Origin of the sequence: Streptomyces glaucescens, assembly GCF_002154375.1 — a bacterium.
In the GTDB taxonomy this organism is placed as follows: domain Bacteria; phylum Actinomycetota; class Actinomycetes; order Streptomycetales; family Streptomycetaceae; genus Streptomyces; species Streptomyces glaucescens.
In genome coordinates, this window is sequence record NZ_MUND01000200.1 from 1 (window position 1) to 11,400 (window position 11,400).

General features: G+C 72.9%; 11 protein-coding genes. 2 read left to right on the forward strand and 9 right to left on the reverse strand.

Translation table 11 applies throughout. From position 1 onward, the window contains the following. Positions 1–54: 54 nt before the first annotated feature. Positions 55–1,527 carry a 3-hydroxybutyrate oligomer hydrolase family protein gene (locus CCN42_RS14930; protein WP_086736088.1) on the reverse strand — a complete coding sequence of 491 codons (1,473 nt, stop codon included), beginning with the start codon at positions 1,525–1,527 and terminating at the stop codon, positions 55–57. A gap of 177 nt (positions 1,528–1,704) precedes the next feature. On the opposite strand from CCN42_RS14930, the gene CCN42_RS14935 reads away from it, so the two are divergent. After that, a complete protein-coding gene (locus CCN42_RS14935) occupies positions 1,705–3,168 on the forward strand; it encodes an extracellular catalytic domain type 1 short-chain-length polyhydroxyalkanoate depolymerase (RefSeq protein WP_086736089.1) in 1,464 nt (487 codons plus the stop codon). A gap of 16 nt (positions 3,169–3,184) precedes the next feature. On the opposite strand, the gene CCN42_RS14940 is transcribed toward CCN42_RS14935, so the two are convergent. The 3 genes from CCN42_RS14940 to CCN42_RS14955 all read right to left on the reverse strand — a co-directional run bounded on the left by CCN42_RS14940 (position 3,185) and on the right by CCN42_RS14955 (position 4,853). Beyond that, positions 3,185–3,826 carry a class I SAM-dependent methyltransferase gene (locus CCN42_RS14940; RefSeq protein WP_086736091.1) on the reverse strand — a complete coding sequence of 214 codons (642 nt, stop codon included), beginning with the start codon at positions 3,824–3,826 and terminating at the stop codon, positions 3,185–3,187. Between the two features lie 292 nt (positions 3,827–4,118). Then, entirely contained in the window at positions 4,119–4,415 is a 297-nt protein-coding gene (locus CCN42_RS14950; RefSeq protein WP_086736092.1) for a hypothetical protein, read from the reverse strand. Between the two features lie 48 nt (positions 4,416–4,463). Beyond that, a complete protein-coding gene (locus CCN42_RS14955) occupies positions 4,464–4,853 on the reverse strand; it encodes a VOC family protein (RefSeq protein ID WP_086736094.1) in 390 nt (129 codons plus the stop codon). Positions 4,854–5,057: 204 nt separating this feature from the next. Here CCN42_RS14955 and CCN42_RS14960 point away from each other — a divergent pair, with 204 nt between their 5' ends. After that, positions 5,058–5,591, forward strand: a complete 534-nt coding sequence (locus CCN42_RS14960) for a hypothetical protein (RefSeq protein ID WP_086736095.1) — start codon at positions 5,058–5,060, stop codon at positions 5,589–5,591. Here the strand turns inward: CCN42_RS14960 and CCN42_RS14965 are convergent. The 5 genes from CCN42_RS14965 to yicI form a co-directional block, all read right to left on the reverse strand. Beyond that, a complete protein-coding gene (locus CCN42_RS14965) occupies positions 5,573–6,355 on the reverse strand; it encodes a cytochrome c oxidase assembly protein (protein ID WP_245877287.1) in 783 nt (260 codons plus the stop codon). The genes CCN42_RS14960 and CCN42_RS14965 overlap by 19 nt on opposite strands. Before the next feature lie 29 nt (positions 6,356–6,384). Continuing rightward, positions 6,385–6,861, reverse strand: coding sequence for a DUF2243 domain-containing protein (locus CCN42_RS14970; protein WP_086736099.1), 477 nt, complete (start codon positions 6,859–6,861; stop codon positions 6,385–6,387). A gap of 82 nt (positions 6,862–6,943) precedes the next feature. Next, positions 6,944–8,050 (reverse strand): non-homologous end joining protein Ku, encoded by a 1,107-nt coding sequence (gene ku / locus CCN42_RS14975; RefSeq protein WP_086736101.1) that lies wholly within the window; start codon positions 8,048–8,050, stop codon positions 6,944–6,946. Positions 8,051–8,183: 133 nt separating this feature from the next. Further along, a complete protein-coding gene (locus tag CCN42_RS14980; RefSeq protein WP_245877288.1) occupies positions 8,184–8,813 on the reverse strand; it encodes a TetR/AcrR family transcriptional regulator in 630 nt (209 codons plus the stop codon). 124 nt (positions 8,814–8,937) lie between these two features. Beyond that, entirely contained in the window at positions 8,938–11,220 is a 2,283-nt protein-coding gene (gene yicI, locus CCN42_RS14985; protein ID WP_086736102.1) for an alpha-xylosidase, read from the reverse strand. Between the last annotated feature and the right edge of the window lie 180 nt (positions 11,221–11,400).

Genomic DNA, 11,400 nt, shown 5'->3' on the forward strand with positions numbered 1-11,400 from the left:
CGGGCGCGGTCTGGCAGTACGGCGACAGCCACGTGGTCGTCGCGATCCGCTGACTCATCGCCGCCCGGACAGGGCGCAGGACGTCAGCAGGTCCACGGCGTCCGCCCCGGCGGGCCGGGTGACGGTACGGGAGGCGGGCGGCCGGTGCCCCTGGGTGAGCCAGCTCTCGAGCGCGGTGAACGCCGAGCGGTGACAGGGGGTGAGGGGGCGCAGCCGGTCCGGGAACGCGTCGACGAGCGCGTCGGTGTGGGTGCCGTCCTCGATCCGGTAGTAGCGGTGCAGACGGCCGCGCCCGGCGTCGTCGACCATACGGGCGTAGACGTCCGAGTCCCGGCCGATCGGGAGCAGGACGTCGAGGGTGCCGTGCAGGGTGATCAGCGGCTTGCCGATCCGCCCGGTGAGCGCGATCTCCGCCACGGCCCGCCGGACCTCGTCGGGGCGCGCCGCGTAGTCGTAGTCGGCGTCGCAGCCCGGGGTGCCCGGTGCGCAGTACGGCGTTCCGGCCTCCGCCGCCCCGTCGTAGCCGGGGTCGAGTTCCTCGCGGTAGACGCGCTGGGTCAGGTCCCAGTAGACCTGGTGGTGGTACGGCCAGAGGAACTCCGAGCCGGCCGGGAACCCGGCGGCGTGCAGCGCGGCCCGCGCCCGCTCGGCGTCCTCGCCGCCCGCGGCGTACCGGGGGTAGGCGCGCAGCGCCTGGGGCAGGAAGTGGAGCAGCGTGGGACCGTCGGCGCGCCACAGGGTGCCCTCCCAGTCCACCCCGCCGTCGTACAGCTCGGGGTGGTTCTCGAGCTGCCAGCGCACCAGGTAGCCGCCGTTGGACATTCCCGTCGCCAGGGTGCGGGACGGCGGGCGCAGATAGCGCTGGGCGACCGCCGCGCGAGCGGCCCTGGTGAGCTGGGTGAGCCGGTGGTTCCACTCGGCGATGGCGTCGCCCGGTGCGCTGCCGTCGCGGTGGAAGGCGAGCCCGGTGTTGCCCTTGTCGGTGGCGGCGTAGGCGTAGCCACGGGCGAGGACCCAGTCGGCGATGGCCCGGTCGTTGGCGTACTGCTCGCGGTTGCCGGGGGTGCCGGCCACCACCAGGCCGCCGTTCCAGCGGTCGGGCAGACGGAGGACGAACTGGGCGTCGTGGTTCCAGCCGTGGTTGGTGTTGGTGGTGGAAGTGTCGGGGAAGTAGCCGTCGATCTGGATGCCCGGGACCCCGCGCGGCACCGTCAGGTCCTTCGGGGTGAGCCCGGCCCAGTCGGCGGGGTCCGTGTGGCCGGAGGCGACCGTCCCGGCCGTGGTCAGCTCCGTCAGGCAGGCCGCCCGCTGACGTTCGGCACCGGGCACGCGCACTCGGGCGAGGCGTGCGCAGTGGCCCGTGGCGACGGCGGCCGCGGACGCCGTCGTGGCCGTGGCTGCAGCCGTGGCTGCGGCTCCGGTTGTCGCCGTCGCCGGCGAGGAGGTGAGGGCGAGCGCGGTCAGGGCGAGGGCGGCCGGTGCGCCCCGTGACCAGAGACGTGGTGTGGAACCGCGGGCGAGACGCATCGGCTGCCTCCGGGATCGAATGCGTGGATGCGCGGGAGGTTAAGCCGCTCCGGGCAGACGTGACCATGGAGGGCCATCACATAGGACTGCTCCTCAGCCTGGTGGCAGGACCCATGCCTGGGAGGCACGGCCGCCCCGATGATGCCCCCAACTCGCCCACTCGAGGAGGCAGTCGTCATGAGTGATCCCCACCACCCCGAGAGGGGCCGCCGCTTCGGCGGAGGTATCCGCCGCTGGATCGCCGCCACAGCGGGCGCCCTCGCCCTCACCGCCGGTCTGGTGGCCGCCGGCCCGCCCGCCTCCGCCGCGGGTCTGACCCAGGTCACCGGTTTCGGCACCAACCCCGGCAACCTCGCCATGTACAGCTACGTCCCCGACGCCCTGCCCTCCGGCGCGCCGCTGGTGGTCGCCCTGCACGGCTGCACGCAGAGCGCGAGCGACTACTACACCCACTCGGGCTGGCCGCAGCTCGCCGACCGCCTCGGCTTCGCGGTGGTCTTCCCCCAGACGAGCAGCGCGAACAACGCCAACTCCTGCTTCAACTGGTTCGAGCCGGGTGACAGCAGGCGCGGCAGCGGCGAGGCACTGTCGATCAGGCAGATGGTCGACAAGGCGGTCACGCAGTACGGCAGCGACACCCGGCGCGTGTACATCACGGGCCTGTCCGCGGGCGGCGGCATGACGGCGAACCTGCTCGCCGCGTACCCCGACGTCTTCGCGGGCGGATCCATCGCCGCCGGCCTGCCCGCCCACTGCGCCGGCAGTGTCACCGCGGCGTACACCTGCATGTACAGCCCACCGGACCGGACCCCGGCGCAGTGGGGCGACCTGGTGCGCACCGCCGCTCCCGCCGGCACCACCTCGTGGCCGCGGGTGGCGGTCTGGCAGGGCACCGCCGACACCACGGTCCGGCCCGCCAACGCGACCGAGCTGCGCGACCAGTGGACGAACGTGTGGGGCATCGGCCAGACCCCCTCCCGCATCGTGGGCCTCACCGGGGGCACCACACTCAGCGTCTACGACGACGCGTCCGGCCGGCCCGCGGTGGAGGTCTACTCGGTCTCCGGCATGGCACACGGGCTCCCGGTGGACCCCGGCAGCGGTGCCGGGCAGTGCGGCAGCACCGGCACGTACTACCTCGACACCATCTGCTCCAGCCATCACACCGCCCGGTTCTGGGGCCTGGACGGCGGCCAGGATCCGGGAGGGCTGCCCGCGCCCACGGGGCTGGACGTCACCGGGACCACCGACACGAGCGTGACCCTGCGCTGGAACGCGGTCGCCGGGGCGGAGTCGTACCAGGTCTTCCGCGGTGGTACGAGGGTGGCGGACACCGCGTCCACCGCCTACACCGACTCGGGCCTGGCCACCGGCACGGCCTACCGTTACACCGTGACCGCCGTCGACTCCGCCGGCCGTGCGGGCGTGGCCTCCCCCGCGGTGACGGCGACCACCACGGGGTTCACCCCCACCTGTCACACGGCGAGCACCTACGACCACACCGTCGCCGGACGGGCCTACGCGAGCGCCGGCCGCACCTATGCCAAGGGCTCCGACCAGTACATGGGCCTGTGGAACACGTTCACCGTCCGGACGCTGAAGCAGACCGCGCCGGACCATTACGTGATCGCCGGCTGCTGAGCCCCGCGACGCGCCGTCACTCCTTGCGCAGGAGCAGGCGCCCGTGCTGGAAGCGCTCGTTCTCGAGGGGTTGCCGCAGCATACGGCCCACCTCCTGGAACCCGGCGTCCTTCGTCAGGCCCGCGAGCCGCTCGATGGGCCACCGGTACGCGGTGGTGACCTTGTGGTCGAAGGGCGACAGGGGCTCTCCCCCGGACTCGAAGAACCCGAGGAGAAGGTGGCCGCCGGGGGCCAGCACCCGGTGGAACTCCGCCAGATAGACGGGCACGTCGGCCGGGGCGGCGTGGATGACCGAGTACCAGGAGACGACGCCTCCGAGGGTGCCGTCGGCGACGTCCAGCGCGGCCATGGACCCGACGGAGAACGGCAGATCCGGGTAGCTCACGCGCGCGTGCTCGATCAGTGCTTCCGACAGGTCGACACCGAAGACCTCGAGGCCCAGGTCGCGCAGGTGGGCCGCCACGTACCCGGGTCCGCAGCCCAGGTCCCCCACCGGGCCGGACCCGGTCTGGCGGACGAGCCCGGCGAACGCCTCGATGATGGCGCGATCGAGCGGAAGACCGGCGAGGCCGTCCCGCACGAGGGCGACGTACTGGGGCGCGACGGCGTCGTACGCCTGGGCCGTCGTGTGCAGGTGAGATGCGTCGATGGGGTGCAAGCCGGTTCTCCTCGTCGGCGGCCGGTCGGTCAGCGTCGGGCGGCGCGGCGCTGGGGCGGCGCTATGCGTAAGGGCTTCTCCACGGGCGCGTTCTCCCTGTCGTCGAGTTGGGCGGTGATCGTAGCGCGCGGCTCGTCTCAGTCGTCGAAGACGTGGTCCTGGAACACGGTGCTCTGCCGGTGGACCGCCTGGGAGGCGGCGGCGCACGCCAGGGCCACGTTCAGGGGCCCGCTCACGTTCTGCACCGAACTGGAGGAGGCGCCTGCCGTGTCGTGAGTTCCGTCTCGGGGCATCACCGCCAGTCGCCGGCCACCCAGGCCAGCAGGCGCGGATGGGACGCCCCGTCGCACTCCACGATCACGTCGGTGGTGAACAGGCGGTCGGTGACGACCACCCGCGCCGTCCGCGTCAGATCACTCGTGACGTCACCGGGCTCACCGACCGTCGCCAGGTCCTCGGCCGCCGTCTCCGATTCGGCTGTGTGGCAGCCGACGGCGGGGAGCGGCTGGCCGAGATACCAGCCGCTCACGAAGACGGCGTACAGGACGGCGGCGGCGCCGAGGCGACGAGGGGTTATCCAGTTCAGCACCCAACCAGTCTTCCACGGCGGCGAGTTGGGAGCGCGGGCGGCAGCCGGTCAGCTCTCCTGAAGCACGGAGAGCACGTTCCCGGCGGGGTCGGTGAACCAGGCGATCGCCGCGGGGCCCTCGTCGCCCCGGACGACGCCCTTCTCGTCGTGGTCGAATCCGGGATAGCGCTCCAACGTCACGCCGCGCCGTTCCAGCTCGGCGACGGCGGCGTCGATGTCGTCCACGGGGAAGTTGAGAATGGTGAACGTCGCGGGGGTGTGCGCCTCCTTGGGGTAGACGAAGACCCGCGCGCCGCTGCCCAGCTTGATGATCAGCATCTGCATGGGCCCCTGCCCGGCCTCCTCGACCTCGAGGCCGAGCGTCTCACCGTAGAACCGGCGGGCCGCGCCGAGGTCGTCGACCGAGAAGCCGCTGTACGCCTGGGACTGTCCGAGCATGCCGTGTGTCTCCTTCACGGGTGAGCCGTCCTGACACCCCAGGGCACACCAGCCGCCCCGCGGCCCCGCCCCACGCCACGCGGGCGGCGTCCGGATGGTCGTGCGCCCTTCACCCGCAGGAAGCGATCGTCCGTCGCCGCCTGCGGCTCCGCCGAGCGATGCCGGCCCGGTCCGGGCGGGGCCGGACCGGGTACTCGGCGCGGCATGATGAAACGAGCGGTGTGGCAGGGACTGGTCGCCGGTACGGCCGGTGTGGCGGTGATGACGCTCGGTGAGAAGGCGGAGCAGCGGCTCACCGGGCGCCCCGATTCGCATGTCCCGGCGCGGACGCTGGAGCGCCTGGCCGGGCTGCCCGAGCGGCGGGGGCGTCAGCCGGTGCCGGTGAACTGGGTCATGCATGCCGGCCAGGGCGCCCTGCTCGGTGTCCTGCGGTCGGTCATGGCGCAGGCCGGTCTGCGCGGCGCGTTGGCGTCGGCGCAGTTCGCGGTCGTGCGACTGACCAATGACCAGATCCTGGAGAACGCCACCGGTGTCGGCGCCCCGCCCCCGACCTGGCCACGCGCCGAGCTGGCGGTCGACCTGCTGCACAAGGCGGTGTACGCGTTCACCACCGGCGCCGTCGCGGACGCGCTGGCCGCCCGCGACGGTCCCGGGCCGGGGCAGCGGCACGCGGGCCGCCGTCCGGGCCGGCACGCCGGCGCGGGGCCGCTGCCCCGTGATCAGGCCCGGGGCCGCTGAACCCGCAGACCGGCCCCGTGGCCGCCGCGCGCCGGGCCGCGGGCGTACCGGCGTCCCGTGGCGGCGTACCACTGGGCGGCCAGCGCCGCGGCGAGCAGGAGTTCCACGGCGTCACCGCCGTAGTACATGAGCTGCGCACCGGTGTGCAGGTCGCCGGCGGTGAACGCGGTGCCAGGTGGTCCCGCGGCATACAGGCCCTTGGCCAGGACGGCGTGCGCGGCCCCGGCGAGCAGCAGCGTCCCGGCGCGCAGCGGCAGGCTGCGCCGTCGGCGCACCGGATCGAGCTGGCAGACGGCGAAGCCGAACAGCAGGCCCGCGGCCACCATGTGCAGATGGACGAGGAGGTCCAGCGGCGGGTGGTGGTGGGTGACGGACATCAGCCCGGTCCCGTACAGGGCCCACGCGCCCCCGATGTGCAGGGCCGCCGCGAGCGGAGGCAGCAGCAGCCATCCGGCGGTCCTGGAGTGCGCCACGCTCAGCAGAGCGCGCCGCGGACCGCCGGGCGGGAGGTTGCGCAGCGTCAGGGCGAGGGGGCGGGCCAGGACGAGCAGGACCGGTGCCGCCATGCCGACGAGCAGATGGCGGGCCGAGTGCTCGGTGAAGGGACCGCCGGGCAGCGGCCCGCACCACCCCCAGAGCAGCAGCGCCACACCGGTGCCGAAGGCCCCGTCCCGCCACCGTGGCCAGCCGTCGCCGCGGCGTCGCAGCCGCCCTGCGGCCAGCGTGTACGCGACGTCGGCCAGGACGCCCGCGAGGGCGACCACCGGTGCGAGGGGCGGGGGGTGGCCGGCCGTCACGGTGTCCGCGGGCCCCGCCGGATGGCCCGGACGGACAGTCCCGCGCCGACGAGGAGCAGGGCGAGGCCGGCCAGGTTCCAGGCCCAGTCGTACGGGGTCACGTCGACGCCGTAGCGGATCTGGTGCAGGCGCAGCAGCTTGTGGTCGACGATCCCGTCGAAGAGCTGGAAGGCGCCCAGGCCGAGGAAGAGCCCGGCCCACGCGTGGGCCGGGGACAGGGCGTGCCGTCGGCGCAGGTCGGCGAAGAGAACGAAACCGGCGACCAGCGCCAGCAGCTCCGCGGTGTGCAGCAGGCCGTCCGACAGCAGGGCCACCCCGTCGGAGGACCGGTCGTAGAAGTGGTGCCAGTGGAGGATCTGGTGGAACACGATCTCGTCGATCGCCGCCATGACCGCCGCGCCGATCACGGCGCATACCGCCAGGGACCGCCGAGGCTCGGTCGCGCGCCGGGCGTGCGCCCGCTGTTCATCCATGCCCCAACGCCTTTCCCTCTCCTGCCCCGTCATGCTCCTGACGAAGACGCATGGCCCGTTCGGGTCGGCGGCCGGGGCGGTGTCAGGCCGCCACCGTCTTCTTCCGGGGGCGTTCCGCGCGTCCGGTGCGGGCGAGGGCGTCGATCAGTTGCTCCCGGCTCATCTTCGACCGGCCGGCGACGTTCAGATCGGTCGCCCGCTGGTACAGCTCCGCCTTGCTCAGCTTGCGCAGTTCGGACTGGGAGGCGGCCTTCTCCGTGGCCTTCTCCCCCGCCTTGCCGGCGGCCTTCCGCGCGGGTCTCCTCCTCGCCGAGCCCTCCTTGCGCTCCGCACGTTCCTGACGCTCCGCACGTTCCTGACGCCCTGTGGGTTCCCGACGTTCCGCGCGCTTCGGGCCCGCCTTCGCGGTGCCGCGAGCGCGGTCGATGCTGCCCTGGAGGACCTCCATCAGGTCGATGACGTCGGTCGCCGCGGGCGCCTCCTCGGCGGGCGTGATCTCCTGGCCCTCGGCCTTCGCCCGCACCAGCTCCCTCACCTTCTCCTGGTAGGTGTCGTGATAGCGGGACGGCTCCCAGGGCCCGCTGAGCGCATCGACCAGTTGCACGGCCATGTCCAGCTCCTTGCCCCGCCCGGCACGGGCCGCGGGCAGCTCGGGCAGCTCCCTGCCCGGGTCGCGGACCTCGTCGGCCCAGTGCAGGGTCTGCAGGACGAGCAGCCGTTCCTCCGCCCGCAGGGCGGTCAGGTACTGCCTGCCCCGCATCACGAGCGTGGCGATCCCCGCCTTGCCGGACTCGGCCAGTGCCGCGCGCAGCAGTTCGTACACCTTCTGGTACTGCTCGCCGCGCGGGGCGACGTAGTAGGTGCGGGCGAAGTAGACCGGTTCGATCTCCTTCAGGTCGACGAAGTCGGAGATCTCGATGGCCCGGGAGCGGCCCGGCGCGATCTCGTCCAGTTCGTCGGGCTCGACGACGACGTACTCGCCCTCCCCCACCTCGAAGCCCTTGACGATGTCGGCGGCGGAGACCTCCTTGCCGGTGCGCTCGTTGACCCGGCGGTTGCGGATGCGGTCGGCGGTGTCGCGCTGGAGCTGGTGGAAGTGGACGGTGTGGTCCTCGGTCGCCGTGTACAGGCCGACCGGTACGGTGACCAGTCCGAACGTGATCACGCCGGTCCACATCGCCCGGGCCATGGGTGCCGCTCCTCGGTCCTGGACCACCCCGGCACGGGTGCTCCCTGCCCTCCACGCTGGCACCGTCACGCCGGGGGCGCGCGCCGGACGCTCCACATGGAGCACACCCCCGCTGCGAGGAGCGCGCAATCCGTCAGGCCGCGAGGAGCTGGTGCGCGAGGGCGTCGGCGGCCCACTCCCGCCACTCCTCGGCCGCCCAGCCCCGCTCGTGGACCAGGAGCACGTAGGTCTCCGGGGCGAGGACGGCGAGCGCGATGTCGGCGGCGCGCTCCGGGTCCAGCCCGGGCCGCAGCGCCGACTTCGCCGCCAGTGCTCCGGCGAGGCGGAGCTGCACGGTGCGGCGCTGTGCGATGTTGGTGCGCCACAGCTCGGCGATCTCCGGATCGGTCGCCGCCGCCGACCGGACCACCTCCAGCAGCGGGGCGACCCGCGTCAGGATCCGCGCGGCGGCGGCCGCCTGGAGCCGCACCTGCTCGCCGGGAGGCGCGGCCAGCGCCTCCGCGACCCAGGGACGGTCGAGCGTCGCGACGGGCTCGGTGTCGCCGGCGATCTCGGTGTCGATGAGCTCGGAGAGGATCGCGCGCTTGGTGGCGAACGTGAAGTACAGCGTCTGCACCGCCATCCCGGCGCGGTCGGCGATGGCCTTCATGGTGGTCGCCGTATAGCCGTGCGCGGTGAACAGGTCCCGCGCCGCGCCGAGCATGCGCGCCCGGTTCGCCGCGGTCCTGGCGCGCCGCGTCCCGGTCGTCTTCCCCGAGGCCATCTGCCGTCCGTTCCTTTCGGCCGGTCACCGCCGACCGGTCAGCACGGTCAGCGCCGGCCGGTCAGCCGCCGACGGGTCAGCACCGACGGGGCGAGCCCGGCTGGTCGCCGACCGGTCACCGACTCTAGACAAGTGTCCGCCCCAGCGGGACGGTCACCTCCCCCGTGCCCTCCGCGCTCGCGCCGCCGGCGACCCGCACGGTGAAGGGCCGGTCGGTGCCGGCCGCGGTGACGCGCAGGACGTCGCCCTCGCGCCGCACGCGGAACACGGCGGCCTCCGCGCCCGTCAGGTCCGGCACCCCGGCCTCGCGGGTGTAATCCGCCGAGGCCGGCGGGTGGACGAGCAGGGTCGGGTTGTCCAGCCAGTCGCCGTCGGGCCGCCGGTCGTCGCCGGCCAGCGGCAGGACGGCGCCCTCACGGACGTACAGCGGCAGGCTGTCGTAGCCGTGCCGTTCGGTGCGCCACGCCGGTCCGGTGACCCGTTCGCCGGTGAGCAGATGGGTCCAGGTGCCCTCGGGGAGGTAGACCTCGACCTCGCCGTCCTCGGTGAACACCGGCGCGACGAGGAGGTCGGGGCCGAGCATGTACTGGCGGTCGAGCGGGCGGCACGCCGGGTCGTGCGGGAACTCCAGGACCATGGGCCGCATCACCGGGACGCCGGTGCGGTGGGCTGCCACGGCGGCGCCGTACAGGTAGGGCATCAGACGGTGCTTGAGCAGGGTGAACCGGCGGGCGACGTCGACGGCCTCCTCGCCGAACTCCCACGGCACCCGGTAGGACGACGAACCGTGCAGACGGCTGTGGGAGGACAGCAGGCCGAAGGCCAGCCAGCGCTTGAAGACCGACGGGACGGGCGTGCCCTCGAAGCCGCCGATGTCGTGGCTCCAGAAGCCGAATCCGCTCAGCGACAGGGAGAGGCCGCCCCGCAGGGACTCGGCCATGGCCTCGAAGGAGGACCAGCAGTCGCCGCCCCAGTGCACGGGGTACTGCTGTCCGCCGGCGGTCGCGGAGCGGGCGAAGAGCACGGCTTCGCCCGGGCCGCGCTCCTCGGTGAGGAGTTCGAACACGGTCTGGTTGTAGAGCTGGGTGTAGTAGTTGTGCATCCGCTCCGGGTCCGAGCCGTCGTGCCAGACGACGTCGGTCGGGATCCGCTCGCCGAAGTCCGTCTTGAAGCAGTCCACGCCCTGGTCGAGGAGCGGCTTGAGCTTCGACCGGAACCAGGCGCGGGCGTCGGGACTGGTGAAGTCGACCAGCCCCATGCCGGCCTGCCACAGGTCCCACTGCCATACGTCGCCGTTCGGCCGGCGCACCAGGTGCCCGAGCGCGGCGGCCTCGTCGAACAGCGGGGACTTCTGCGCGATGTACGGGTTGATCCAGGCGCTGACCTTCAGTCCCCTGGCCTTGAGCCGGGCGAGCATGCCCTCCGGGTCGGGGAAGACCTCGGGGTCCCACCGGAAGTCGCACCACTGGTACTCGCGCATCCAGAAGCAGTCGAAGTGGAAGACGGACAGCGGGATGCCGCGCTCGGCCATGCCGTCGACGAACGACATCACGGTCGGCTCGTCGTAGTCCGTGGTGAAGGAGGTGCTGAGCCACAGGCCGAACGACCAGGCGGGCGGCAGGGCCGGACGGCCGGTGAGGGCGGTGTAGCGGGTGAGGACGTCCTTCGGGGTGGGGCCCGCGACGACGTAGTACTCCAGTGTCTGGTCCGCGACGCTGAACTGCACCTGCCCGACGGATTCGGAGCCGACCTCGAAGGAGACCGCGCCGGGGTGGTTGACGAAGACGCCGTAGCCGCGCGAGGACAGGTAGAAGGGGATGTTCTTGTAGGCCTGTTCGCTGCTGGTGCCGCCGTCGGCCTGCCAGACGTCGACGACCTGGCCGTTCTTGACGAACGGGGTGAAGCGCTCGCCGAGTCCGTAGATCTGCTCGCCGACGCCGAGGGCGAGCTGAGCGAGGACGTGGTGGGTGCCGTCGTCGGTGGTGGCGAAGGCGGTGCCCTTGCGGCCGGCCCGGGTCACCTCCCGTCCGTCCGGGTCGTGGAAGGTCAGGACCCATGGGGCGGCCCGGTCCAGGCGCAGGGTCAGCGGGCCGCTGGTCAGCTCGGTGACGGTGCCGTCGCGGCGGACCTCACCCGCGCCACCGGGCTCGGCCGCGAGGGCGAAGTCCGGTCCGGGGTGCAGCTTGCCGGCGTGGTGGGTGACGCGCACACCGATGACGCCCTCGGCGGGCGAGAAGCAGTCGACGGTGAGGAGCGGTGCGTTGAGCGTGTCGCCTCGGTGTCTCACTTTCTGCGCGGAGGCATGAGCGGTGAAGCGCTTCGATTCAACGTGCACATCACGGACCTCGGTGGCGTATGCGACCTGGACGCCGTCACGGATGCGCCAGAACCCGTTGGTGAACTTCATGGTCTTCCTCGGGGGAGCGGGACTGTTCGGCGGGGACTGCGGAGACTGTCGCCCGGGGAGTTGGATCGTACACAGAGCGCACCCGGGCCATCCCCTGTTCACGCGAATTCATGCCCCTTGAACAGGCACTTTTCAGATCCGCGACGGATCGGCCCGCCCTGGGCCGCGCAGAAGAAGTCG

Coding starts and splice junctions, on each gene's coding strand:
- CCN42_RS14930 (WP_086736088.1), bottom strand. CDS start 1,527: ATGCGTCTCGCCCGCGGTTCCACACCACGTCTCTGGTCACGGGGCGCA.
- CCN42_RS14935 (WP_086736089.1), top strand. CDS start 1,705: ATGAGTGATCCCCACCACCCCGAGAGGGGCCGCCGCTTCGGCGGAGGT.
- CCN42_RS14955 (WP_086736094.1), bottom strand. CDS start 4,853: ATGCTCGGACAGTCCCAGGCGTACAGCGGCTTCTCGGTCGACGACCTC.
- CCN42_RS14960 (WP_086736095.1), top strand. CDS start 5,058: ATGATGAAACGAGCGGTGTGGCAGGGACTGGTCGCCGGTACGGCCGGT.
- CCN42_RS14970 (WP_086736099.1), bottom strand. CDS start 6,861: ATGGATGAACAGCGGGCGCACGCCCGGCGCGCGACCGAGCCTCGGCGG.
- ku (WP_086736101.1), bottom strand. CDS start 8,050: ATGGCCCGGGCGATGTGGACCGGCGTGATCACGTTCGGACTGGTCACC.
- CCN42_RS14980 (WP_245877288.1), bottom strand. CDS start 8,813: ATGGCCTCGGGGAAGACGACCGGGACGCGGCGCGCCAGGACCGCGGCG.
- yicI (WP_086736102.1), bottom strand. CDS start 11,220: ATGAAGTTCACCAACGGGTTCTGGCGCATCCGTGACGGCGTCCAGGTC.